Here is a 25,126-nt window from a genome sequence, read left to right as displayed (position 1 = left end):
TGACGCAGCGGTGGGGTCCTGCGGAGCCGTTAGAGCTTGCGGAGCCGTCCGGCCACTCGGGGCGGTGGCGGGTGCCGGGAGCCGGCGCAGAACGGATTCGAGCAGGAGATCTTTGGCCGGGCCTTGAACGTCCCAGCGGTAGCGGAATTCGTCCGGGCCGGACCGGGTGTAGCTGACGGCGTAGGTGTCGGGGTCGCACCAGTGGCTGTCCTGGCTGGTTTGGTCGGCGAAACCCATCCGGTGGAAGGGGCGGCCGTCGGCGAAGAACATGTCCATCGTGTCCGGCGCGGCCGAGGGCCGGAGCAGATATTCGCGATTCGCTGGCCCGGTGAAGGGGGTGCCACCGGCGGGGTTCCACAAAACGGTGCCTTCTTCACGGAACCTGAGGCCGCCGTCGTCGGTTTCGGTGAAACGTACGACGCCGGTGAAGTTGCCGCGGCTTCCGGTGGCCCGGTCCAGCATGGTGCGGGCCACGTCCCAGGACCCCGCCAGGTAGTCGCGCAACCCGAGGGGCTGTTCACGGTGATCGCCGGGGCCTGGCGTTTGGGTGTCCAAGTGCCCTCGATTGGAATCGAACCAACGACACCGGCTTTAGGAGAGCCGTGCTCTATCCACTGAGCTACGAGGGCGGGCGTGCTGGGTGGTCGGCCGTCGGCCGGCCCCTCCGGACACGGATACCAGCATACAAGGTGAGGGCCCGTACTACGCTCTTGGCATGACAGCCTCTGCACCGGCGGTTCCCCGCGAGCTCATTTACATCCCTGACGTGGCCTCCACGCGGTTCTACGCCGGAGCGCTCGCGAAACTGAGTGTGCTGCAGTATTTCGTTGCCGAGGCGGCGGTGATCGGGGCGTGGGCGGGCCCGGAGCCGTACAGCCGGCGCACCGGCTACATCAGCGATCTGGGCGCCGTGGGCTGCGGGGTTTTCTCCGGCCGCGATGTCTGCTCGCCGGCGCACCTGCTGATGAACGCCTCCTTCGTGGTCCAGGGGATCGGCATGATGGTCGGGGCGCTCCTGCTGAGTTCCACCGTGGTGGGGATCGCGGCCCGGGCCGGCGTCCGGCTTGCCCTCGCACCGGGGAAACGCCCGGCGTCGGCCTCGGCGTTTGCTGCCCGCGCGCTGACCGTGACGGCGGGAGCGGGGACGGTGGTGGTGGGGCTGGTGCCGGAGGATGCCGGCTCCGGCTGGCACGTGGTGGGCGCCCTGATGTTTTTCGCCGCCGGCGGCCTGGCCCTGTTGCTGCTCGGCTGGTTGTGGCGAGCCCAGACGCCGTTGGGCTGGTTTATCTTGGCCTGCGGCGTGGTTTCCCTGGCTGCGCTCGCCACCGGCGGGGTGACGGGAATGCAGGTGCCGGAACCGGGCACCCTCGAGCGGTTGATGGGTTACCCCATCACCATCGGCACCGCTGCGGTGGGGCTCGTCGTCGCCCAACGCGTGCGGCAGGAGCGCGGGGTGCAGAAGACGATGCGCCTGCAGGCGAGTTCCGCCCGTTCGGCAGGACCTTCCGCTCCGGCAAGGTGAGCCGGGGGCGCTAAACGACCCGGGGAGACTTCGTGAAGAAACCACTGGTGTCTTATGTCTCATTCAGAAGCCGGGTTGGACTACTATGGGGGCATTCGCCGGAATGGTCCGGTGCCTCGTGCAGGAATTTGCTACAGCGCACGCCGAATCGCCGACTTTGTAGTCTTGGGGACAAATGTCTGAACAACTAGTTGTGCCGGACCAGGCAGCGACTTTCTTCCGCGACTCCAAGAGCGGGCCTCCGCCCCGCACGGCCCGACGTCGGACGGCTTCCCGGTGACGGTCGAAGCGCCGGCCGCGCCGGAGGGCCGGCTCCCGGAACAAGTGCAAGCCCCCACCGCAGCGCCTGACGCAGAGGCGCCGCCGTCGTCCGTGCCTGCACTGGAGCTCACCGTGACGAAGCCGGACCTGGCGCGGCTGGAGGCCGAGCTTGGGCTGACCGGACCCAGCGCCGCCGACGTGGCGGTGGCTGGTGCGGAGGTGGCCGGCGCTGAGTTGACCGGCGCCCCAGTCATCGACGTCCGGCTACTTCAGTGCGGTGTCATCGAAGTCGCACTGCCGCCGAACCGTGAGATTGAAGGTCCGGAGGCCCGGGCGGCCGGCGCGGCCGTCCGGGCGCTCGCCAACGGCAAGCGGATGGCGGTCCTGTTGGTCATTTCCGGTGTGGTCGGCGTCAGCGTGGAAGCCCGCCAGGTCTACGCCGGTTCCATTGCCGCGGCAGCCTTCGCCCTGGTGGGGGAGAGCCCGGTGGACCGCGTGATCGCGCACTATCTGCTGCGCTCGCGGACCGAATCGATTCCGGCCGAGTTCTTCAGCTCACGGACAGCAGCCCTTGAATGGTTAAGGCCTTACACGAGTGAAAAGTGATGTTCCAGACCCGCGCCTGCACAACCTGGTGGAGGGCATCGTCCGGATTGCCAGCGGCGATCTGAGCACCAGGATCCCGCACTCCGGGGCACGCGACGACGTCGCCGCCGTCATCGCAGGCATCAATCTGATGGCCGATGACCTGCAGACCATTTACCAGGAGCTCGAGGAGCGGGTCGAGAGCCGGACCGCCATGCTCCGCGAGGCGCAGGTCGAGCTGGAACGGATGGCACTGACCGATCCGCTGACCCAGCTGGCGAACCGGACCGCGCTGAACGCGGTGCTCAGCCACGCACTCGATGAGACCCTGCGCGGCGAGCTGCCGCCCGCGCTGCTGATTCTCGACCTCGATTCGTTCAAGGGCATCAACGACACGCTGGGACACAGCGCGGGCGACGACGTGCTGCGCGTCATTGCCCGCCGGCTCCAGGAAGCCGTCCGGGTCACCGACACCGTGGCGCGGCTGGGCGGCGACGAGTTCGCCGTCATGCTGCCCAAATCGAACCTTGTGCGTGCCCGGCGGGTCGCCAACCGGATCCTCCGGGCGCTGAGCGAGAGCCTGGAGATCGGTGACCTCCGGATCACCTGCGGCAGCAGCATCGGAGTGCGCGTCGCCGAGCCGGGACAGTCCGTTGACGACCTGGTGATGGAAGCGGACACGGCCATGTATGCCGCCAAGGCCCAGCCGCACAGCGGGATCAAGATTTTCGAGCCGGCGCTGCTGTACGCCCGCAGATTGCAGAGCCTGATGGTCACCGAGATGCGCAGAGCCATCAACGAAGACCAGCTGACGCTGCATTATCAGCCCGTGGTGGAGCTGGCCAGCGGACGGATCGAGGGCGTTGAGGCGCTGGTGCGCTGGAACCACCCCGAACGCGGGCTCCTGATGCCGGATGAGTTCATTCCGCTGGCCGAAGAGACCGGAATGATCGTGGAGCTGGGCCACTGGGTGCTGCGCAATGCGGTCCGCCAGCTGCGCGACTGGCAGGACCGGCTGCCGCTGGAGAGTGAATTCACGGTCAGGGTCAACATCTCCACTACCGAGTTGCAGAACCTTGAACTGATCGAGCACGTCCAGGACATCCTCCGCGAGACCGGTGTGGACGCGTCAAACCTCATCATCGAACTGACGGAGTCCATGGCCGTTACGGGCGGCGACGTCGACAAGTACTCACTCAGCGGATTGCGCCAGCTTGGCGTGCAGCTCGAGATCGACGACTTCGGGACCGGCTACTCGTCCATCAGCTACCTGCGGCGGCTCCCGGTGAACGTCGTCAAGATCGACCGGAGCCTGATTGACGGACTGGGAACAGATGAGGAACAGGGCCGGTTCGTCGAGGCCGTGCTGCACCTGATCCACGCCTGCGGACTCACAGCGGTGGCCGAAGGTATCGAGACGGCCGAGCAGGCCGAGGAACTTGTCCGGCTGGGATGCGCCAGCGGCCAGGGGTATTACTTCGGGCGCCCGGCGGCCGCGGAGGCGATTGAGGCCCTGGTCAGCGAGCATTGGCACGTTTCGCAGTAGCTGTTAGTGCGGGCGTCGTACGACGGCTGTAACGGCATGCCTCCGAGTTACGACAAAGGGCGGGGACCGGAGTTGAATCCGGTCCCCGCCCCTCGCGGTTTGGGTGTTAGTTCTTCGGGGTCGAGTTCGGCCAGTAGTCAACGGCCATAACTGAACCTTGACCGGCTTCGCCGCCGTTGGCGGACACTGCTGATGCGGCCGAGAGGCCCGCAGCAGCCAAGGCGCCAGCTACAAGAAGTGTTGCGAGGGTTTTCTTCATTTTATGGCTCCTGTTGTCTGAGAGGCGTATGTGACTCATGTGATTGCAGGTTCAGTATAAGGGTGATCGACACGCCGCGTTGTAACGATTTGCCCCAGAGTGAATCGCCCTATGTTATGAGCGCGAGAGACCGAGCCCCGCTGGTTCGACTTGTGCGCGCCTTGGTCGCATTCCCTAACCGCGACCCCGATAATCAATTCATGCACTCTGTTTCGCCGTCCTATGCAGCCGCTGAGCTCAAGGCGCATGAGCAACGTAGTAACCACGCCTTTGCCGACGCTGCAAACAGTGCAGAGCGGGCGGCGGAAATCGCTTTGCAGGACGGGAACTTCGCGTCTTGGTGGAATATGACCTTTCTCCAGGCCGAAAATCTTCTGGACGCTCAGCGCTTCGGAGACTGCGAGACACTGGCCGCCAGCTTGATCACCAGTCTCGAGCAGGCAAATTTACATGACCAAGCTCGCGTCCATATTCTGCTGGCAAAGGCGCGCCAAGGTGCCGGTTTGCTCGAGCAAGCTGCTGCGTCCGCCCGGGCCGCTACGGATCTGACAGCTGGCGAGTCGGAAGTGGAACTCAACATCAAGGCTAGGCAGGCGCTGATTGCTGCACTTGCTGACGGTGGGAAGCTCAGCGACGCTTGGCGGGAAAGTATGAACCTCGCTGGTGTCGTATCTGACGATATCGAAGATCAGTTGGCAGGTAAGGCCTATTGGGTCATCGGAAACGTCGCGTTTCTCTGTGACCGAGTAGAGGAGGGGCTCCGCTACCACGAACTTGCGGCAGCAACTTTTTCGCCGGCCAAAAACCTGGACGTGTGGGCTAAATTCAATAAAGCCTCCGCTGCCATGCGCCTGGCGGCTAATGTAGCGGACGCCGATACCCTTCGATGCATCGAGCGAGCTGAGCTGGCCACCGATGTCATTGGAGGCAGTGAGACCGACGTCTTGCTTCTCAAGCGCAACAGGGCGCACTGGAGCTATCTTGCAGGTGACGCCGGGTCTGCCGTTACGCTCCTGGAGGAGATCCGGGCAACAGTAAGAAGCCTGACGCCGCAAATCCTTGGAGACGTTTGCCTTCTTTTGGGGAGGTCCTATCTTGCCGTCGGGGACAAGGTTGCTGCTCGTCAATCGTTGAGAGAGGCAGAGGTGCATTTCCGGACCGCCGGTGCCCCGCATCGGGCTCAACAGGCCAAAGAGGTTCTCCTAGCCGAGCTGGGCAGGACCACTGTTTGGTCTCGCATTGGACGCAAGCTCACGAGTTTCGGCCGCCACTGATCCCTTCCGGTTTGGCAGCTTCCCTGGACCGGCCTTCGCTTGCTAGTGTCCGGCGGTGCCGGTGCCGGTGCCGGTGCCGGCGCGGGCCCGGGAGGTCTTCCCGCCCAAGAACACCGCCGCGACACCGGCGACGAGGCTAAGGACGAGCAGCACCCAGCCCGCCACGGTAAGTCCTGAGGCGAGTGCGACCTGGCCGCCGTCGAGCGCGTCCGCAGACATCATGGCGTCGATGACCGAGTTACCCCAGAGGCGCACGCCGGCGAACAGCAGCGGAAGTGCCCACAAAGCCCAGCGGAGGTACTTCCGGGTCACGTTCGTACCGATCAGCAGCAGCCAGGTGAAACCGAAGATCAACGGGAACAAGGTTCCGGCCGTTTTGTGCACGTAATTGAGCTGTCCGCGGGCGTCGCCGTCCATGGCGGAGCGCAACTGCTCCGCAAAGCCGCGGTCGAAACCGCCGACCAGCGAATCCGGCATCGGCAGGCCGCCGCTTAATTGGGTGAGCTGGTTCAAAGTCAGCAGGTGGAGATACCAGAACAGGAAAAGGCTCGCCACCACGCCGGCGATCAGAATCAGGTTGCTGTTGCTTTGCGCCTTCTGCGGGCTCCGGGTGGTGCTTGGATTGATTACCGACGGCAGGTGGTGTTGGGGAACGGCCGCGCTGGCGCCGTGCTTTTTGATCCGCTGGGCGGGGGTCTTGGCCATGGCTCCATTATCGCCCGCCCCGTGCCAGGGCGGACACCGCGGACGATCTCGGCGTGCTGTTCAGTGCCGCGCACCGCCCGATAGGGTGGGCGGGTGAGCGAAACAGGCAGCAACGAACTTGGCAGGCACCGGCTCGGCAGGCACAGCACCGCGGAACTCAGCCCGGAGCTGGACGACTACCAGCTTGCTGAAGCCCTGGTCCGGGAAGCGGGCAACCTGGCGCTGCTGATGCGGCAGGCCGGCCTGGAAGGCCAGCAGAAAACGTCCGTGTCCGACGTCGTCACCGCCGCCGACCACGCCGCCGAGGCCTACGTGCTCGAACAGTTGCAACGCTGCCGGCCCCAGGACGGCATCCTTGGCGAAGAAGGAGCCTCGGAGCGAGGCAACAGCGGGCGGACCTGGGTGATTGACCCCGTCGACGGGACCTACAATTTCCTGCACGGCTCCAGCTACTGGTGCTCAGCGCTGGCGCTTAAGGACTCATCGGGGGTGTTGCTGGGTGCCATTTTCCAGCCCGAGGAGGACAAGCTCTGGCTCGGCGGCACCACGCGGGCGGCCACGCTCAACGGTGAACCGCTGAGCAGTTTCCGCCCCCGGGAAGCAGGCGGCCGCGGCCGGGCGGAGGCGCCGCTGGCCGAGCTGGGCGCCGCGACGTACATCCATCCCACCTGGCTCGCAGACCCGATGTGCGCGATGCCCTGGCACGCCGCGGCCACCTCGGCCGCTGCGCTGCGCATGTTCGGCTCCGGCTCCTGCGACCTGGGCCGGGTCGCCGACGGCGAGCTTGACTGCTGGTTTCAACACAGCTGCCCGGAATGGGACTGGCTCCCCGGCCAGGCAATCGTGCGCGCCGCCGGCGGCAGCACCGACGTCGTCCGCGTCAACGGCCTGGAGTGGTTCCTGGCGGGAGGCACGACGGCGGTGCGGCAGCTGCGCGCCGCGCTGGAGTCCGGCTCCGCAGGGTAGTCAGCCGGGACCGGGATCGGGCAGCGGATCGGGCTGTCAGTGGCACGGCCTAGACTTGTTAACACCATGGATATGTTGTTTGACCCCTATGCCGACGGACCCTTCCAAGCTGCCTCAAAGCTGGCCGCACCCGCCAAAGCATCCGCAAACCCGGGGGCTGGCAGCGGTATGCCGGACCTGATGTCCGCCCCAGGTTTCGGTCCCCGCGGCGGGAACGGCGGTGCGACCGGCGGTGAAAACTCCCAGAGAAACGACGGGGCTCACCACGGCGGAAGCCGCGCCGGACACCACGAAGACTGGGACCGGCCCCGGCTTCCAAACGCGGAGGAATTGCTGCAGGGACTGAACCCGCAGCAGGAAGAAGCGGTCAAGCACGCCGGCGGTGCCCTGCTGATCGTGGCCGGGGCAGGATCCGGCAAGACCCGGGTGCTCAGCCACCGGATCGCCTATCTGATCGCGACCCGTCGGGCCCACCACGGCGAAATCCTGGCCATCACGTTCACCAACAAGGCCGCTGCGGAAATGCGCGAGCGGATCGAAGTCCTGGTCGGCGGCCGGGCCAAGACCATGTGGATTTCGACCTTCCACTCCTCCTGCGTCCGCATCCTGCGGCGCGAGGCAGCCAACGTCGGTTTGAACTCGAACTTCTCCATTTATGACTCCGCCGATTCGCTCCGGCTGATCACGCTGGTGGCCAAAAACCTGGACCTGGACCCCAAGCGCTTCCCGCCGAAGGCCATCCAGCACAAGATCTCGGCCCTCAAGAACGAACTGATCGACGCGGACAGCTACACCTCCAGCGCCAACCACAGCGACCCTTTCGAGCAGGCCGTTGCCGAGGTTTACAAGGGCTACACGCAGCGCCTGCGCCAGGCGAACGCGATGGACTTTGATGACCTGATCGCGGAAACCGTCTACATGTTCCGGGCCTTCCCGGCGCTCGCCGACTCCTACCGGCGCCGTTTCCGCCACGTGCTGGTGGACGAATACCAGGACACCAACCACGCCCAGTACGCCCTGGTGCGCGAGATCGTCGGCGAGGGTCCGGGCGCTGCCGAACTGACCGTCGTTGGCGACTCCGACCAGTCCATCTACGCCTTCCGCGGCGCGGACATCCGCAACATCGTGGAGTTCGAAAAGGACTATCCGGACGCCCGGACCATCAAACTCGAACAAAACTACCGCTCCACGCAGACCATTCTCAGCGCGGCCAACTCGGTCATCTCCCGCAACCCCAACCGGCCCGAGAAACGGCTGTGGACAGCGGAAGGCGACGGCGAGAAGATCGTTGGCTACGTCGGCGAGAACGAACACGACGAGGCGCAGTTCATCGCGAAGGAGATTGACCGGCTGCAGGACGAGGGCAACCTCCGCCCGGGCGACGTCGCGATTTTCTACCGCACCAACGCGCAGTCCCGGTCCATCGAGGACGTCCTGGTACGCGTCGGGCTGCCCTACAAGGTGGTCGGCGGAACCCGTTTTTACGAGCGCAAGGAAATCAAGGACGCCCTCGCCTACCTGCGGGTTCTGGTCAACCCCGACGACGACGTCAACCTGCGCCGGATCCTCAACGAACCCAAGCGCGGCATCGGTGACCGGGCCGAGGGCGCCGTCGCCTCCCTGGCCCAGCGCGAGCGGATCTCCTTCATGGCAGCCGCGCGCCGCGCCGAGGAAGCACCGGGCATGGCAACCCGCTCAGTCAACGCCGTGCTGGGCTTTGTGAAGCTCCTCGACGACCTGGGCGTCGTGGCCGCCGGCTCCGGGGCGGCCGCCGCCCTGGAAGCGGTCCTGGAGCAGACCGGCTACCTCGCCACCCTGCGTTCCAGCACCGACCCGCAGGATGAATCCCGGGTGGAGAACCTTGCCGAACTCGTCGCCGTCGTGCGCGAGTACGAGCAGGAGAACCCGGAAGGATCACTCGGTGCGTTCCTGGAGCAAGTGTCGCTGGTGGCTGACGCTGACCAGATCCCGGACGCGCCCGGCGCTGATATCGACGCGGCGGTGGCCGAAGCCAAGCGGCTTGGCGTTGTCACGCTCATGACGCTGCACACCGCCAAGGGACTGGAGTTCCCGGTCGTGTTCCTGACCGGCATGGAACACGGGCTGTTCCCGCACCAGCGCTCCGCCACCGACCCCAAGGAACTCGCGGAGGAACGCCGGCTCGCCTACGTGGGCCTGACCCGTGCCCGGAAGCGGCTGTACCTGACCCGCTCCGAGGTCCGCAGCATGTGGGGCCAAAGCCAGTACAACCCCGCAAGCCAGTTCATCGAGGAAATCCCGGCGGAACTGGTGGAGTGGAAGCGCGAAGGCTCCGCCCGCCAGGCCAGCAGCTGGGGGAGCGGATCCATCGGGTCCAGCCGCTACAGCGGATCATTTTGGGGCGCCGGCGCCGCCCGCGGCGCCGGCGCCGACTCGTCTGCGGGTTTCAACGCCGATGTCCCGGCCGCGATCGCCAAGAACCGGGTCCAGCCGCAAAAGGAGATCGTTGCCGTCAGCGTGGGCGACAAGGTCAACCACACCAGCTTCGGCAACGGCACGGTGCTGGCACTCGAAGGCGCAGGGGATAAGACAGTGGCAAAGGTGCAGTTCGGTGTGGGGGAGAAACGGCTCCTGCTGCGGTACGCCCCGCTCACCAAAATCGGCGCCTGACGTCGGGGGATGGCCGGAAAAACCCCGGAATTCCGCGGTTTTTCTACGCTCAATAGAATAGTGTCCTTACTCACATAAGAGGTACTGTAGGTCGGGCTGGTCCGTTGAAAGGGCTAGAGTTCCCAAAGGAGCATTGCGCCGTGTGGCTCGTTTCCAAGCTTGTCGCAGGGTGCGTTTATTCCGCAGCCCGGTAACCGCGAGTACGTGGGGTCCGGCTGTACAGAAACTACTTCGACGTAGAAGGACACCCAACCGTGGACCTGTTTGAATATCAGGCGCGCGATATGTTCGAGGCGCACGGTGTACCCGTGCTTGCTGGCATCGTGGCGCACACCCCTGAAGAAGCAAAGGCAGCTGCCGAGAAGATTGGCGGCGTAACCGTCGTCAAGGCACAGGTTAAGGCCGGTGGCCGAGGCAAGGCCGGCGGCGTTAAGGTCGCCAAGACCGCCGATGAGGCTCTCGAATACGCCACCAACATCCTCGGCATGGACATCAAGGGCCACACCGTCAACAAGGTGATGATCGCCCAGGGTGCCGACATCGCCGAAGAATACTACTTTTCCGTCCTGCTGGACCGAGCCAACCGCAACTACCTGGCCATGTGCTCGGTAGAAGGCGGCATGGAAATTGAACAGCTCGCCGTCGAACGCCCGGAAGCCCTGGCCAAGATTGCGATCGACCCGGCCGTCGGCATCGACCAGGCCAAGGCCGACGAAATCGTCGCTGCCGCAGGGTTCGCCGAGGAACTGCGCGGCAAGGTCGCCGCCGTCATCCTCAAGCTCTGGGACGTGTTCAAGAAGGAAGACGCCACCCTCGTGGAGGTTAACCCGCTGGTCAAGACCGGCGCCGGCGACATCGTCGCCCTGGACGGCAAGGTCTCCCTCGACGAGAACGCCGACTTCCGCCACCCCAAGCACTCCGCCCTTGAAGACAAGGACGCCGCGGACCCGCTCGAGGCCAAGGCCAAGGCGCAGGACCTCAACTACGTCAAGCTCGACGGCGAAGTTGGCATCATCGGTAACGGTGCCGGCCTGGTCATGTCCACCCTCGACGTCGTCGCCTACGCCGGCGAAAACCACGGCAACGTCAAGCCCGCCAACTTCCTCGACATCGGCGGCGGAGCTTCCGCCGAGGTCATGGCGGCAGGCCTCGACGTCATCCTCGGTGACGAACAGGTCAAGTCCGTCTTCGTCAACGTCTTCGGCGGCATCACCGCCTGTGACGCTGTTGCCAAGGGCATCGTCGGCGCACTGGCCGAGCTGGGCTCCTCCGCGAACAAGCCGCTGGTCGTCCGCCTCGACGGCAACAACGTCGAGGAAGGCCGCCGCATCCTGGCCGAGGCCAACCACCCGCTGGTTACCCTGGCCGCCACCATGGACGAGGGCGCCGACAAGGCTGCCGAGCTCGCCAACGCAGCTAAGTAAAGGGACCCCGACTATGTCTATTTATCTGAACAAGGACTCCAAGGTCATCGTCCAGGGCATCACCGGCGGCGAAGGCACCAAGCACACCGCCCTGATGCTCAAGGCCGGCACCAACATCGTCGGCGGCGTGAACGCCCGCAAGGCCGGCACCACCGTGGTCCACGGCGAGAACGAAATCACCGTCTTCGGCACCGTCAAGGAAGCCATGGCAGAAACCGGCGCCGACGTCTCCATCGTCTTCGTCCCGCCGGCCTTCACCAAGGACGCCGTCGTTGAAGCCATCGAGGCCGGCATCGGCCTGGTCGTCGTCATCACCGAAGGCGTGCCGGTGCAGGACTCCGCCGAGTTCTGGGCCCTGGCCCAGTCCAAGGTCGACGCCGACGGCAAGCAGGTCACCCGCATCATCGGACCGAACTGCCCCGGCATCATCACCCCGGGCGAGGCCCTCGTAGGCATCACCCCCGCAAACATCACCGGCAAGGGCCCCATCGGCCTGGTCTCCAAGTCGGGCACCCTGACCTACCAGATGATGTACGAACTGCGTGACCTGGGCTTCTCCACCGCCATCGGCATCGGCGGCGACCCGGTCATCGGCACCACCCACATCGACGCCCTCGAAGCCTTCGAAGCTGACCCCGAGACCAAGGCGATCGTCATGATCGGTGAAATCGGCGGCGACGCCGAAGAACGCGCCGCAGACTACATCAAGGCCCACGTCACCAAGCCGGTCGTCGGCTACGTGGCCGGCTTCACCGCCCCGGAAGGCAAGACCATGGGCCACGCCGGCGCCATCGTCTCCGGCTCCGCGGGCACCGCCCAGGCCAAGAAGGAAGCCCTCGAGGCTGCCGGCGTCAAGGTCGGCAAGACGCCGTCCGAGACCGCCAAGCTGCTGCGCGAAGTTTTCGCTGGCCTCTAAGCTTCACCGCCCCGACACCGCAGCACTGCGGAACCGGAGCACCAACGCGGGGTCACCTCCGTCCGGTCCCACCCGGTGGGATTGGCCGGAGGTGACCCGTCCTTGTTTAAGCGGCGGCCGAGATCGGTCGAGCCCGCCGGTCTAGTAGGGTTTAGGAAAGGCAAAACGCGCGCCTCACCGCGCACAGGCAGGGGATCACCATGGCAGAAACGCGACGCACGCTGGTCGACGTCGTCGTGGACAGAGTCCTCGAATACATCCTCAGCGGCCAGATCAAGGCCCACGACGCCCTCCCGCCCGAGGCTGACATTGCCAAGGAATCAGGGGTCAGCCGGCTGACTGCGCGCGAAGCCATGAAGGCCCTCAAGGCGCAGAACGTCGTCTACGTGAAGCGCGGGCTGGGCACCTTCGTCAATCCGCCCGAGCGCTGGACCGGGCTGGATGCCATCATGCGGGCGGCCTCGCGGGGCGTGGCCTCGGACCAGGTGGCGCTGCGGCTGCTCGAAGTCCGCCGGATGGTCGAGACCGGCGCCGCGGAGCTCGCCGCGTCCCGGCACAGCGCCGCGGACATCGCCGCGATGCAGGAGAGCATCGAGCGGATGGAGGCTGCGCACCACGCCGGCGACGTCGATGCCCTGACCGTGGCCGATATCGCCTTCCATGACACGGTGCTGCGGGCCTCCGGGAACCCCTTCGTGCCGGCCCTGCTCGGCCAGCTGTCGACCCTGCTCTACGCCATGCGTCGGGAGACCTCGGCGTTTCCGGACGTGCAGCGGCACGCTATCCATCATCACAAGCTGGTGCTCGCGGCCATCGCCACCGGCGAACCCTCCGCCGCGCGCACCGCGATGGACACGCACATCACCCAGACCTTTGAGGATTACGAGCGGTACCTGGCGGCGGACAGCCGCGACGTAGCCGCAAGTTAACGCCTCGCAGCCACCGCTCGCCTGCACCCCATTCCTGTTGACGCCTCGGCTCGGTGTGACTAGAATCTCAGGAAGACATCAGACATCTGATGTCTACCCCCAAAAAGCCGCAAGCCAAAGGAGTCTTCATGCGCGCGCACGTCCCTTCCCAGGGCACCCTGACCACCGGTGGAGGCCCGCGATGACCTCCCTGACTGCGGCCCCCGCCTTGAGCGAACTGGGCCAGACCACGCTCCGGAAAGTCCGACGGCGGCTCATGCCGCTGATCGTCCTGCTGTACTTCGTCGCCTACCTCGACCGCAACAACGTCGGCTTCGCCAAGCTCGGCATGCAGGGTGATATCGGTCTGACCGAAGCCGCCTACGGCCTGGGCGCCGGGATCTTCTTCCTTGGCTACGCGCTGCTGGAAATCCCCAGCAACGGCGGTATGTACCGCTTCGGTGCGCGCAAATGGATCGCCCGCATCCTGATCAGCTGGGGCATCTTCGCCACGGCCATGTTCCTGGTCAACGGCGAGACCACCTTCTACATCATCCGCTTCCTGCTCGGCGCCGCTGAAGCCGGCTTCTTCCCGGCCATCCTCTTCTACCTGACGCTCTGGTTCCCGGCCGCGCAGCGCGTGACCGTCCTGGGCATTTTCATCCTCGCGCAGCCGATTTCCAACGCCCTGGGCGCACCGGTTTCCGGCATGCTGCTGGGCCTGGAAGGCGTCGCGGGCCTGCACGGCTGGCAGTGGCTCTACATCCTCGAAGGCATCCCGGCGATCGTGCTCGGCATTATCACGCCCTTCGTCATGACCGACCGGCCGGAACACGCCAAGTGGCTCAAGCCGGAAGAGCGCGAGTGGCTTTCCACCACCATGAGCAAGGAACTGGCCGACAAGCAGAAGGACGGGAAGCACAACTTCCTCGCCGGCTTGAAGGACCCGCGCACCCTGGCCTACTCCGCGCTGTACTTTGGCCTCGTCTGCGGCATTTACGGTCTGGGCCTCTGGCTGCCGACCATCGTCAAGGCACTCGGCAAGTTCGACTCCGTGCAGGTCGGCTTCATTGTCTTCATCCCGTACGCCATCGCCGCGGTGTTCGTCTACTTCTGGAGCAAGCGCTCGGACCGCACCGGCAACCGGGTCTGGCACGCCAGCGCCAGCATGGTGCTGGCCGCCATCGGCCTGCTCGGCGCCGGGTTCCTGCTCCCGGTCAACGCCGTGCTGGCCATGGTCTTCCTGACCCTCGCCGCCATGGGCATCTACTCCGCCATCGCCCCGTTCCTGGCCATGCCGTCCGCGGCACTGACCGGCGCCGCCGCCGCGGCCGGGCTCGCGATGGTGAACTCGCTCGGCAACCTGGGCGGCTTCGTAGCCCCGTACATCGTCGGCATCCTCAAGGACGCGACCGGCAACAGCCAGAGCGGCCTCGTCTTCCTGGCCGCCTGCCTCGCCATCACCGCCGTCGCCACCTACCTCTACGCCCGCAACCGGCCGGAGGGCGTCACCGCCCCCGCAGCTGCGGCCCCCGCCAAGAACAACCGCTAGGAAATCCCCATGACAGAGAACAACACTTTCCCCGCCGAACGGACCGTCGTCCTGACCGGCGCCGCCTCGGCCCGCGGCATCGGCCGGGCCACAGCGGACCGGATGGCCCGGGACGGCTGGTCGATCGCGATCCTGGACATCAACGCCGAGGACGCCCGGGCCGCCGCAGCTGAGATCGGATCGAACCGCGCGGTCAAGGCGATCGGCGTCGGGGCCGACGTATCGGACGAAGCGTCGGTGGACCGGGCCATCAGTGAAGTCGAAGCGTCGATGCCGCCGATCGTGGGCCTGGCCAACCTGGCCGGGATCAGCTCCCCGACGCCGTTCATGGAAACCACCGTCGCCGAATGGGACAAGGTCTTCGCCATCAACATGCGCGGCACCTTCATCGTTTCCCAGCGCGTCCTCAAGGGCATGATCGAACGCCGGCTGGGCCGGATCGTCAGCGTGTCCTCGATCTCGGCGCAGCGCGGCGGCGGCACCTTCTCCAAGGTCGCGTACAGCGCCTCGAAGGCCGGAATTCTCGGCTTCACCCGCGCGCTGGCACGCGAAGTCGGGGAGTTCGGCATCACGGTGAACGCCGTGGCGCCGGGCCCGATCGACACCGACATCATGGGCGGCACCCTGAGCGAAGAGCGCAAGGCTGCCATGTCCGAGGGCATCATGATGGGCCGGGTCGGCAGCCGCGAAGAAGTCGCTGCGCTGATGGCCTTCCTCCTGGGCGAGGACGCCGGCTACATCACGGCGGCCACCTATGACATCAACGGCGGCCTGCAGGTTTCCTGACCTCAGCGCTCTGGCAGTGCCGTGCGGCTCCGGCCGCACGGCACCCGGAAGGATCCAGCATGACCCACGAAACCCGCCCCGCCGCACATCCCGGTGTGCCCGCCGCGCCGGAGCCGGTCCGGCTCCCTGACGCCCGTCAGCGAATCCGCGACCACCGGCTGGCGACCGGCCGCCGGACCGCCGTGCTCGACGACGATCCGACCGGCTCGCAGTCCGTGTACGGTGTCTCGGTGGTCACGGTGCTCGACGCCGCCGAATACGCTGCAGCCCTCGCTGAGCCGGCGTCCACCTCCTTCATTCTCACCAACACCCGCAGCCTCGATGAGGCCGACGCCGTTGTCCTCAACCAGGCAGCAGGCCGCGCGCTGTTCGAACTCGAGCAGAGGCTCGACGCGCCCCTGGACCTGGTCAGCCGCAGCGACTCGACGCTCCGCGGCCATGTGATGGCCGAAATCCGCACGCTCGACGCCGTCCGGCGCGAGGTCACCGGCCGCGGCTTCGACGGCGTACTGTTCGTCCCGTCCTACTTCGAAGCCGGACGCTTCACTGCCGGGGACGTGCACTGGGCAATGGTGGGGGGCGAAGCCGTACCGGCCGGCGACACCGAGTTCGCCAAGGATGCCACTTTCGGCTACCGGTCCTCGGACCTCAAGGACTTCGTCGCGGAGAAAAGCGGCGGCACCGTCACCCGGGAGCAGGTGCTCAGCATCGGCCTCGACGACATCCGTACCGGCGGCGAGGACCGGGTCGCGGACATCCTGCGCTCGGCCCATGACCTGCAGCTCGTCGTCGTCAACGCCACCGAGTTCGCGGACCTGGAAATCGTGGTGCTCGGCCTGCAGCAGGTCCAGCGTGAAGGCAAGCTGTTCCTGCACCGCACCGGGCCGTCCTTTGTCCGTGCGCTCGCCGGGCTCGATCCCAAACCGACCCTGCAGGCGAAGGACATCTGGCCCGCCGGCCGCCCCGCTGGGCACGGCCTCGCCGTCGTCGGTTCCCATGTCGGCCAGACGGCCCGCCAGGTCGCCGCGGCCCAGGCTCGCGGCGGCGTCACCGAGATCGAACTGTCCGTTCCCGCCCTGGTCAACCCGGCCACCCGCGGCGCCCACATTACCGACACGGCGGCCAAGGTGGTCGACGCCCTCGCCGGCGCCGACGTCCTGCTCTACACCTCCCGGTCGCTGCTCAAGGGGTCCGACGCCGCCGCCAGCCTGGAGATCGCCCGCAGTGTTTCCGGCGCGCTGATCGAAGTGGTGCAGGCCGCCCTGGCGGCCAAACCCGCCTGGGTCATCGCCAAGGGCGGCATCACCTCCCACGACGTGGCCGTCCGCGGGCTCGGCATCCGCCGGGCCACCGTGCTGGGTCAACTGTTCCCCGGCATGGTCTCGGTCCTCCGGCCGGATGAAGCCGCCCCCGGCGTGCAGGGCATGCCGTACGTCGTCTTCGCCGGCAACGTCGGGAACGAAAACGCGCTCGCCGACACCATCGAACTGTTCCGCGGCGCCCCGGCGTCCGCAGCCCCACGAGAGGAAGTAACCCCATGAGCAAGGTCGGATGGATCGGACTGGGGGCGATGGGCGGACCGATGGCGGTCGTCCTCGCCGCGGCCGGACACGAGGTCGCGGCCTTCGACGTGGCGGAAGGACGGGCGGAGTCCCTGGCCGTCCCGGGCCTTACCCCCGCTGCCACGGCCAAGGAAGCGGTCGCGGAGGCCGACGTCGTCGCCCTGATGGTTGCCACGCCGGCCCAGGCCGACGCGGTGCTGTTCGGCTCCGACCAGCTCGCCGCCGCGCTGCGCCCGGGGACCGTTGTCCTGCTGATGGCCACCGTCGGCCCGGCCGCCGTGGTGTCGCTCGCACAGCGGCTGGCAGCGTTCGACGTCGAACTCGTCGACGCGCCGGTCTCCGGCGGTACCAAGCGGGCCGCCACTGGCGACCTGCTGATGATGGTCAGCGGCTCCGAGCGTGCCCTGGCCGTGGTGCGGCCGCTGCTGGATGCGATGGCGAGCTCCGCCCCGGTCGTGGGAACGGAGGTCGGCGACGGACAGAAGGTCAAGCTCGTCAACCAACTGCTCTGCGGTGTGCACATCGCCGCGGCGGGGGAGGCCCTGGCCTTCGCCGAGGCGCTCGGCCTGGATCCCAAACAGACCTGGGAGGTGCTGCGCTCCGGCGCCGCGGCGTCGTTCATGTTCGACGACCGGGGCTCCCGCATGGTGGACCCGGACAACACCGAGGTCCGCAGCGCCCTGGACATCTTCGTCAAGGACATGGGCCTGGTAGTGGACGCGGCACGGGAGAGCACCTACCCGGCGCCGCTCGCCTCCGCGGCGGAACAGCTCTACCTCAGCGGGCGGCGCGCAGGCCTTGGCCGGCAGGACGACTCCACCGTGATCGAGGTCCTGCGCGGGCGCCAGTAGGCTGCGATTACGGCTATAGGATTTCTGTATGGCTATCAAGGATCAGGCCCCCCGGGGGGTCAGCAGGCAGGTCCTCGCCGACCACGTGTACGAGGCTTTGCTCATCGCGCTGATGGACGGCCGGCTGCAGGCCGGGACACCGGTCAGCATCGACGGCATGGCCCGGGAACTGGACGTCTCGCCGACGCCGGTCCGGGAGGCGCTCGCCCGGCTGGAGGCGACCGGCATGGTGCGCCGCGCCGCCCTGCGCGGTTACCGCGTGGCGCCGCTTTTCACCCGGGACGAGCTCGCCGACCTGATGGACGCGCGCCTGGTGATCGAACCCGCCAACGCCCTGATGGCCTGCCGGCGCGCCGACAAGGAATTGACCGCCCAGCTGGCCCAGGCCATCGCCGACCTGAAGGCCGCGCCCCGGGGACCCTCCTTCGCGGAGTTCCGCTCCTACTGGGAGGCAGACGAACGCTTCCACCGGCTTATCGCCGAGTACGCGGACAACCAGTTCCTGCTCTCCGCGTACAACGCGCTGGGCGGTCAGGTGCAGCGCTTCCGCTTCTTCGGTGGACTCGGCGTCACCGACGCTGATTTCGCGATCGCGGAACATACCGAAATTTTGCGCGCGTTCGAGGCCGGTGACGCGGAATTGGCGCGGCAGAAGATGATCGCCCACATCGAGGGCGTCAAGCAGCGCGCCCAGCACGACAGCGAAATTCGCAGCTAGGCAAAGACCCCAGACCCCTTGACAAGGGTCGGCATCACGGTGAATCCTATAGGAAATGTGATTCAAGATTTGGGAGTGACAATGTCGTACACCGCCGAAAACTGGCCCATCACCGCGGCCCTGCTGCAGTTCCCGGGCACCATGGCCGATGGCACGTCCGTTCAGGACGCCCCCATCGCCGAATGGCAGCGGGTCTTCCAGGAAGTGGCCGACGCAGGCTTCGCCAACGCCGACCTCACCGACAGCTGGGTGCGGCCCGGAGACCTCAGCCCGGCACGGCTCGACGAGCTGACCGCCGCCGCCAACGGCGCCGGGATCGGCCTGCCGGCCATCTCAGCCATCCGCCGCAGCGTCATCGACGCCGCCAACTGGGAAGACAACCTGGCCTACACCCACCGCACCATCGACGCTGCCGCGCAGCTCGGCTGCGAAGTCGTCTCGATCGGCCTGCACCAGGCCCTCACCCCGGAACAGCGCGAACAGCTCTGGTTCTGGACCGTCGAAGGACACAAGGACCCGGTGGGGGACAAGGAAACCTGGAACAAGGCCGTCACCCGGATCCGGGAAGTGGGCCGGCATGCCGCGGAACTCGGACTCCTGGTTTCCCTCGAAATGTACGAGGACACCTACCTCGGCACCGCCGACTCCTCCGTACAGCTGGTCCAGGACATCGACCTGCCCAACGTCGGGATCAACCCGGACATCGGCAACCTCATCCGCCTGCACCGGCCCATCGAGGACTGGCGTGAAGTCGTGCAGAAGGCGCTGCCCTACTCCAACTACTGGCACGTCAAGAACTACATCCGGGACGAAAACCGCGCCAAGAACCAGTACGTCGCCATGCCCGCGCCGATGGAATCCGGTCTGATCAGCTACCGCGAGGCCTTCCAGGTCGCAATCTCGGCCGGCTTCCAGGGCATCATCTGCACCGAGCACTACGGCGGCGACGGCCTCAGCGTCACCGCCTCAAACCAGGACTACCTGCGCCGCCAGATCCTGCCCAGGCGGGACGGCTACGCCCTCGGCACGTCCAAGGTGGCCCAGGGCCGGCAGCAGCCCGCCGCCGTCGCGGCACGCTAGGCCAACCCGCAGCGACCGCGGCGCCATACCGGCAAGAACAGTCCGGCGCCCGGCCCGCTGCCCCCTCCACCCGCCCCAACCGGTTCAACGAGGAATCATGACCAAGATATTTGATGATCCCGCACGCTTCGCGGATGACGCCCTCGACGGCTTCGCCGCCGTCCACCGCCAGTACGTGGCGCGGGTGGACGGCGGGGTGGTCCGCTCCACCGAATCCCCGGACGGCCACGTCGCGCTGGTGATCGGTGGCGGGTCGGGGCATTATCCGGCGTTCGCCGGGCTGGTGGGCGCCGGACTCGCCGCGGGCAGCGCCTGCGGCAACATGTTCGCCTCGCCTTCCGCAGGCCAGGTCTACCGCGTCGCCAAGGCAGCGCAGACAGGCGGCGGAGTGCTGCTCAGCTACGGCAATTACGCCGGGGACGTGCTGCATTTCGGCCAGGCGCAGGACAAGCTCAACGCCGAGGGCATCGACACACGAACCGTGCTGGTCACGGACGACATCGCCAGTGCCCCGCTGGAGGAAATCGAGAAGCGCCGCGGCATTGCCGGGGACCTCACCGTCTTCAAAGTCGCCGGGGCCGCCGCGGAAGCGGGACTGGACCTGGACGAGGTGGAACGGCTGGCGATCAAAGCCAACCACCACACCCGTTCCCTGGGCGTCGCCTTCGCCGGCTGCACGCTTCCGGGCGCCGCGGAACCGCTGTTCACCGTGCCCGAGGGCATGATGTCCGTCGGCCTCGGCATCCACGGCGAACCGGGAATCTCGGAACAGCCGCTTCCCACCGCCAGCGAACTGGCCGCGCTGCTGGTGGACGGCTTGCTCAAGGACAAGCCGGAGACCGCGGGCCGCCGCGTCGTGCCGATCCTCAATGGCCTGGGCACGGTTAAATACGACGAGCTCTTCCTGCTGTTCGGAAAGGTCGAAGCACTGCTGACCGCCGCCGGACTGGAGACCGTTGAACCGGAATGCGGTGAGCTCGTCACCAGCTTGGACATGTCCGGGCTGTCCCTGACGCTGTTCTGGCTGGACGAGGAACTGGAGAAGTTCTGGTCCGCGCCCGCCGACACCCCCGCGTTCCGCAAGGGAAACCTGGCCCCGCGCCGCGCCCGGACCGTGTCCGAGCAGACCGAGGCCGGAACGACGCCGGCGATGGCCGTCACCGCGGCGTCCACCGCGCTCGCCGCCACGGCCGTGGGTGCGCTGAAGGTGGCGCAGGCCGTCGTCGTCGAACACGAGGAGGCCCTCGGCAAGCTCGACGCCATTGCCGGCGACGGCGACCACGGCATCGGCATGCGCCGCGGCGTGGACGCAGCCGTCGCCGCGGCGGAACAGTCCCACGCCGCCGGTGCCGGGCTGGAAGAAGTCCTCGCCGCCGCCGGCGAGCAGTGGGCCGAACGTGCCGGCGGCACTTCCGGGGCGCTCTGGGGCGCGGCCGTCACCGCCGTCGGCCGGGCCCTTGGCAGCAAGGACTCGTACACCGCCGCCGACGCCGGTGCCGCGGTCGACGCGCTCCGCGACGCCATCATCACGCTCGGCAAAGCCGAAGCGGGAGACAAGACGATGGTGGACGCGCTGCTTCCCTTCGCCGAAGTCTTCAACCGGTCCATCGACGGCGGCGAGGGCCTGGCCCGCAGCCTGCGGACCGCTGCCGACGCCGCCGCCAAAGCCGCGGACGCCACGGCGGCGCTGAGCCCCAAGAAGGGCCGGGCCCGCCCGCTGGCCGAAAAGAGCATCGGCCACCCGGACCCGGGCGCCGTATCTTTCGGCCTGATCGCCGACCGGATGGCCGACTACGCGGCCTCCATCGAAAACAGCTGAAGGAGTTTCTCTTGCCTGAAAAAAACAGCCCAGAAAAAAACAGCCCTGAAAACAACACCGCCCAGCCCGGCTGGCGGATCGTCGTCGGAAACGACGAAGCCGGCGTCGAATACAAGAACGCCCTGCGCGAGCTGCTCGAGGCGGACCCCCGGGTCGCGTCCGTGGAGGACGTCGGCGTCGGCGCTGACGACAGCACCGCCTACCCGCACCTGGCCGTCGCGGCGGCCCGCAAGGTCGCCAACGGTGAAGCGGACCGCGCTCTGCTGATCTGCGGCACCGGACTGGGCGTGGCCATCTCGGCCAACAAGGTCCCCGGCATCCGCGCCGTCACCGCGCACGACAGCTACTCCGTGGAGCGGTCCGTGCTTTCCAACAACGCCCAGGTGCTGACCATGGGCCAGCGGGTAATCGGGCTGGAACTGGCCAAGAAACTCGTCCGCGAATGGCTCGGCCACCGCTTCGACGAGACCTCCGCCTCCGCGGCCAAAGTAGACGCAATCCACTCCTATGAGGGTGCTTCGGAAGGACAGACAATCAAATGACCACTCGTAACATTGCCGTCGTCGGCTCCGGCTACATGGGCGGCGGGATCGCCCAGGTCCTGGCTCTCGCCGGAGCCCGGGTCGCGCTCGCCGACGTTTCGGCCGAGATCGCCCAGAGCAACTACGAGCGCCTGCTCAAGGAATCGGACGAATTCGTCGCGGCGGGCCTGTTCCCGGCCGGCGCCACCGAAACGCTCAAGGAAAACCTGTGGGCCGCGAAGGACATCGAAGAGGCTGTCGCCGACGCCGAATACATCGAAGAAGCCGTGCCTGAGGTCATCGAGATCAAGCACGGCACCCTGGCGCGGATCAGCGCTGCCGCCCGCCCGGACGCCATCATCGGCTCGAACACCTCCACCATCTCCATCGCCAAGCTGGCCGAGGTGGTGGTGAACCCCGAGCGCTTCCTGGGCGTGCACTTCTCCAACCCCGCACCGTTCATTCCCGGCGTGGAAGTCATCCCGCACGAGGGCACCTCAGCCGCTACCGTCGAAGCCGCCCGTGCCATCGTGGGGGAGACCGGCAAGGAAACGGCCACCGTCAAAGACGTCACCGGCTTTGTGCTCAACCGGTTGCAGTACGCCCTCTTCCACGAGGCCGCCCAGGTCGTCGAGGAAGGCATCGCGACCGCGGAAGACGTGGACACCATGGTGCGCACCACCTTCGGCTTCCGGCTGCCGTTCTTCGGCCCGTTCGCCATCGCGGACATGGCCGGGCTCGACGTCTACGCCTTCTGCTACAAGTCACTGCAAACCGGATTCCCGGAGCGGTTCGCCACCCCGCGGATCCTGCAGGAAAAGGTCGACGCCGGCCAGCTCGGCACCAAGACCGGCTCCGGCTTCCTGAACGTCCCCGCTGAGCGGACCGCCGAGCTCGTGGCCTACCGGAACAAGGCTTACGTTGCGATGCAGAAGCTGATCGAAGAGCTCGGCCCGGCCCCCCTTGGCTGACCGCCCGTCCCGCGAACTTTCAAAGGAAACCTTTATGAGCGCATTCCCCGCTGAGCGCACCGTGATCGTCACCGGCGCCGTCTCCGAACGCGGCATTGGCCGGGCGACCGCCGACTTCCTCGCCGAACGCGGCTGGAACGTCGGCGTCATCGACCTCGACGACGCCGCCAGCAAAGCCGTCGCCAAGGAACTGGCCGGCAAGCACGGGGTGAAGGCCCACGGCGTCGGTGCCAACATCGGCGACGAGGCCTCGGTCCGTGCCGCAATCGACGAAATCGAGGCCGAACTGCCCCAGCTGATCGCGCTGGCGAACGTTGCCGGTGTCAGCTCCCCGGTACCTTACCTTGAGCTCGACGCCGCCGAATGGGACCGGGTGCTCAACATCAACCTGAACGGCGTCCACTACGCGACCCGCCGGGCCGCCGAATCCATGGCCAAGAACCGGCTGGGACGGATCGTCAACATCTCTTCCGTCTCCGCCCAGCGCGGCGGCGGCACCTTCAGCAAAACTCCGTACTCCGTGGCGAAGGCCGGCGTCATCGGCCTGACCCGCGCCACCGCCCGCGAACTGGGCGAGTACGACATCACCGTCAATGCCATCTCACCCGGTCCGATCGACACCGACATCATGGGCGGCACCCTCAGCGAGGAACGCAAAGATGAACTGGTCAAGGACCTGGTGGTGAACAGGGTCGGCAGCACCCGCGACATCGCGGCCGCCATCCACTTCCTGATCGGCGAAGACGCAGGCTACATTTCCGGGCAGACGCTCAACGTCGACGGCGGCCTGTACATGCACTAACGGCCCCACCAGGGAGCCGCTGACGAACCGCGGGCCGCCGGCCCGCGGGCGAACCACCCCACCTCATCACTCGAAGGAGAGTGCTGTGTCCGCAACCACCGCAACATCCAAGGAGCTTTTGGCCCGCCCGGTCCTGAAGTCCGCGATCTCCAAGGCGGCCCGCCGGCTGATGCCGATGCTGGTCATTCTGTACGTCGTTTCGTTCCTGGACCGGACCAACGTCGGTTTCGCCGAAGCCGCCCTGGGCGCGGACAAGGGCGTCTCCGCCGCGGCCTTCGCCCTCGGCGCGGGCATCTTCTTCATCGGCTACGCGATCTTCGAGATCCCCAGCAACCTGCTGCTCAAGAAGGTCGGCGCCAAGATCTGGCTGGCCCGCATCGCGATCACCTGGGGCATCGTCTCGGCGTGCTTCGCCTTCGTGCAGGGCGAAACCTCCTTCGTCATCCTGCGGTTCCTCCTCGGCGTCACTGAGGCCGGGCTCTTCCCCGGCGTCATCATGTACCTCGCCGAGTGGTTCCCCAACAAGGTGCGCGTGCAGATGTTCGCCATCTTCTACCTGGCGCAGCCGTTCTCCCAGATGATCGGCAACCCGCTCTCCGGCTGGCTGATCAACATCGGCGACCAGGTTCCCGGCCTCCGCGGCTGGCAGGTGATGTTCTTCGTGGAGGGCCTGCTCGCCGTCCTGGCCGGCATTGCGGCCTTCTTCTTCCTGATCAACGGCCCGGAAAAGGCCAAGTTCCTCAGCGGCGAAGAAAAGTTCGCGCTCAAGGAAGTCATGGCTCTGGAGGACACCATCAAGGACGAGACGGGCCCCCGCGGCATCCTCGCCGCGATGCGCAACGGCCGGGTCTGGTACTTCACCGCCATCTACTTCTGCCTGCAGATCGCCGTCTACGGTGTGACGTTCTTCCTGCCGCAGCAGGTTTCCTCCCTGACCGGGCAGAAGGTCGGCCTCGCCGTCGGTCTGCTGATCGCCGTCCCGTGGTTCTTCGGCATCTTCGCCTGCTACTTCATCGGCCGCGCAGCAGACACGGTGGCCAAGCGCCGGAAGTTCGGCACCGCCCTGTTCATCTCCACCGGCCTGTGCATCTTCGGCTCGGCCTGGGCCGGCACCAACCACCAGCCCGTGATCGGCATGATCTTCATTACGCTGGCTGTCTGCAGCTTCCTGGCCGTGGGTCCAGTGGTGTGGTCCTACCCGACGGCGTTCCTCGCCGGCTCCGCGGCTGCCGCCGGCATCGGCCTGATCAACTCGCTGGGCAACCTCGGCGGCTTCGTCGCCCCGATCCTGCGGACCGCGGTCAACGAGGCCACTCAGTCGCCGACCGGCTCCATGGGCGTCTACGCCCTCGGTGTTATGCCCTTTGTGGCGGCGGCGATGATGTTCGCTACCAAGCGGTTCAAGAACAAGGCGGATGAGCTGCTGGACTAAATCCGGCCAGCACCACC

The 25,126-nt window shown here is 66.8% G+C and carries 22 protein-coding genes, 1 tRNA gene and 1 pseudogene; 20 read left to right on the top strand and 4 right to left on the bottom strand.

Annotated elements, in window-relative coordinates:
• Nucleotides 1-93 precede the first annotated feature (93 nt).
• Nucleotides 94-504: pseudogene (locus tag QFZ61_RS00370) on the bottom strand (DUF6314 family protein); the annotation flags it as partial.
• A 52-nt stretch (nt 505-556) separates the two neighbouring features.
• Nucleotides 557-629: transfer RNA gene (locus QFZ61_RS00365), tRNA-Arg, on the bottom strand.
• 86 nt (nt 630-715) lie between these two features.
• Between QFZ61_RS00365 and QFZ61_RS00360 the strand changes: the two genes are divergently transcribed.
• The 3 genes from QFZ61_RS00360 (at nt 716) to QFZ61_RS00350 (ending at nt 3,914) form a co-directional block, all read left to right on the top strand.
• The gene (locus QFZ61_RS00360) at nt 716-1,522 is read left to right on the top strand and encodes a DUF998 domain-containing protein (protein ID WP_307032283.1); all 807 of its coding nucleotides are present in this window, start codon (nt 716-718) and stop codon (nt 1,520-1,522) included.
• 276 nt (nt 1,523-1,798) lie between these two features.
• Nucleotides 1,799-2,389, top strand: a complete 591-nt coding sequence (locus QFZ61_RS00355; protein ID WP_307032281.1) for a hypothetical protein — start codon at nt 1,799-1,801, stop codon at nt 2,387-2,389.
• Nucleotides 2,379-3,914, top strand: coding sequence for a bifunctional diguanylate cyclase/phosphodiesterase (locus tag QFZ61_RS00350; protein WP_307032279.1), 1,536 nt, complete (start codon nt 2,379-2,381; stop codon nt 3,912-3,914). The genes QFZ61_RS00355 and QFZ61_RS00350 overlap by 11 nt, the downstream gene beginning before the upstream one ends.
• A gap of 106 nt (nt 3,915-4,020) precedes the next feature.
• Here the strand turns inward: QFZ61_RS00350 and QFZ61_RS00345 are convergent, their stop codons facing one another.
• A complete protein-coding gene (locus QFZ61_RS00345; RefSeq protein WP_307032277.1) occupies nt 4,021-4,173 on the bottom strand; it encodes a hypothetical protein in 153 nt (50 codons plus the stop codon).
• 200 nt (nt 4,174-4,373) lie between these two features.
• Here QFZ61_RS00345 and QFZ61_RS00340 point away from each other — a divergent pair, with 200 nt between their 5' ends.
• Entirely contained in the window at nt 4,374-5,447 is a 1,074-nt protein-coding gene (locus QFZ61_RS00340; RefSeq protein WP_307032275.1) for a hypothetical protein, read from the top strand.
• Nucleotides 5,448-5,489: 42 nt separating this feature from the next.
• Here the strand turns inward: QFZ61_RS00340 and QFZ61_RS00335 are convergent, their stop codons facing one another.
• Nucleotides 5,490-6,152, bottom strand: coding sequence for a hypothetical protein (locus QFZ61_RS00335; protein ID WP_307032273.1), 663 nt, complete (start codon nt 6,150-6,152; stop codon nt 5,490-5,492).
• Nucleotides 6,153-6,245: 93 nt separating this feature from the next.
• Between QFZ61_RS00335 and QFZ61_RS00330 the strand changes: the two genes are divergently transcribed.
• The 16 genes from QFZ61_RS00330 (at nt 6,246) to QFZ61_RS00255 (ending at nt 25,109) form a co-directional block, all read left to right on the top strand.
• Nucleotides 6,246-7,118 carry an inositol monophosphatase family protein gene (locus QFZ61_RS00330; RefSeq protein WP_307032270.1) on the top strand — a complete coding sequence of 291 codons (873 nt, stop codon included), beginning with the start codon at nt 6,246-6,248 and terminating at the stop codon, nt 7,116-7,118.
• Nucleotides 7,119-7,190: 72 nt separating this feature from the next.
• Nucleotides 7,191-9,767, top strand: coding sequence for a DNA helicase PcrA (pcrA, locus tag QFZ61_RS00325; RefSeq protein ID WP_373427178.1), 2,577 nt, complete (start codon nt 7,191-7,193; stop codon nt 9,765-9,767).
• Between the two features lie 254 nt (nt 9,768-10,021).
• Nucleotides 10,022-11,191 (top strand): ADP-forming succinate--CoA ligase subunit beta, encoded by a 1,170-nt coding sequence (sucC, locus tag QFZ61_RS00320; protein ID WP_307032265.1) that lies wholly within the window; start codon nt 10,022-10,024, stop codon nt 11,189-11,191.
• A gap of 13 nt (nt 11,192-11,204) precedes the next feature.
• Nucleotides 11,205-12,107 carry a succinate--CoA ligase subunit alpha gene (sucD, locus tag QFZ61_RS00315; RefSeq protein ID WP_307032263.1) on the top strand — a complete coding sequence of 301 codons (903 nt, stop codon included), beginning with the start codon at nt 11,205-11,207 and terminating at the stop codon, nt 12,105-12,107.
• Between the two features lie 200 nt (nt 12,108-12,307).
• Nucleotides 12,308-13,036 carry a FadR/GntR family transcriptional regulator gene (locus QFZ61_RS00310; RefSeq protein WP_307032261.1) on the top strand — a complete coding sequence of 243 codons (729 nt, stop codon included), beginning with the start codon at nt 12,308-12,310 and terminating at the stop codon, nt 13,034-13,036.
• Nucleotides 13,037-13,217: 181 nt separating this feature from the next.
• Entirely contained in the window at nt 13,218-14,567 is a 1,350-nt protein-coding gene (locus QFZ61_RS00305) for an MFS transporter (protein ID WP_307032259.1), read from the top strand.
• A gap of 9 nt (nt 14,568-14,576) precedes the next feature.
• Complete coding sequence (locus QFZ61_RS00300; RefSeq protein ID WP_307032257.1) at nt 14,577-15,353, top strand: SDR family NAD(P)-dependent oxidoreductase; 777 nt, start codon at nt 14,577-14,579, stop codon at nt 15,351-15,353.
• Between the two features lie 59 nt (nt 15,354-15,412).
• Nucleotides 15,413-16,894 carry a four-carbon acid sugar kinase family protein gene (locus QFZ61_RS00295; RefSeq protein WP_307032255.1) on the top strand — a complete coding sequence of 494 codons (1,482 nt, stop codon included), beginning with the start codon at nt 15,413-15,415 and terminating at the stop codon, nt 16,892-16,894.
• Nucleotides 16,891-17,766: an NAD(P)-dependent oxidoreductase gene (locus QFZ61_RS00290; protein ID WP_307032253.1), complete on the top strand. Its 876-nt coding sequence runs from the start codon at nt 16,891-16,893 to the stop codon at nt 17,764-17,766. The genes QFZ61_RS00295 and QFZ61_RS00290 overlap by 4 nt, the downstream gene beginning before the upstream one ends.
• A gap of 28 nt (nt 17,767-17,794) precedes the next feature.
• Complete coding sequence (locus QFZ61_RS00285; protein ID WP_307032251.1) at nt 17,795-18,484, top strand: GntR family transcriptional regulator; 690 nt, start codon at nt 17,795-17,797, stop codon at nt 18,482-18,484.
• Between the two features lie 81 nt (nt 18,485-18,565).
• A complete protein-coding gene (locus tag QFZ61_RS00280; protein WP_307032249.1) occupies nt 18,566-19,564 on the top strand; it encodes a sugar phosphate isomerase/epimerase in 999 nt (332 codons plus the stop codon).
• A 97-nt stretch (nt 19,565-19,661) separates the two neighbouring features.
• Nucleotides 19,662-21,383 (top strand): dihydroxyacetone kinase family protein, encoded by a 1,722-nt coding sequence (locus tag QFZ61_RS00275; RefSeq protein ID WP_307032247.1) that lies wholly within the window; start codon nt 19,662-19,664, stop codon nt 21,381-21,383.
• Nucleotides 21,384-21,394: 11 nt separating this feature from the next.
• Complete coding sequence (locus QFZ61_RS00270) at nt 21,395-21,925, top strand: ribose-5-phosphate isomerase (protein WP_307032245.1); 531 nt, start codon at nt 21,395-21,397, stop codon at nt 21,923-21,925.
• Nucleotides 21,922-22,875 (top strand): 3-hydroxyacyl-CoA dehydrogenase family protein, encoded by a 954-nt coding sequence (locus tag QFZ61_RS00265; protein ID WP_307032244.1) that lies wholly within the window; start codon nt 21,922-21,924, stop codon nt 22,873-22,875. Before QFZ61_RS00270 ends, QFZ61_RS00265 begins: the two co-directional genes overlap by 4 nt.
• Nucleotides 22,876-22,909: 34 nt before the next feature.
• Nucleotides 22,910-23,677: an SDR family NAD(P)-dependent oxidoreductase gene (locus tag QFZ61_RS00260; protein WP_307032242.1), complete on the top strand. Its 768-nt coding sequence runs from the start codon at nt 22,910-22,912 to the stop codon at nt 23,675-23,677.
• An 85-nt stretch (nt 23,678-23,762) separates the two neighbouring features.
• Nucleotides 23,763-25,109, top strand: coding sequence for an MFS transporter (locus tag QFZ61_RS00255; RefSeq protein ID WP_307032241.1), 1,347 nt, complete (start codon nt 23,763-23,765; stop codon nt 25,107-25,109).
• Nucleotides 25,110-25,126 lie beyond the last annotated feature (17 nt).

This window comes from Arthrobacter sp. B3I4 (assembly GCF_030816855.1).
Lineage (GTDB): Bacteria > Actinomycetota > Actinomycetes > Actinomycetales > Micrococcaceae > Arthrobacter.
Note: the sequence above shows the minus strand (reverse complement) of the source record. Positions and strands in the feature narration are given on the sequence as shown.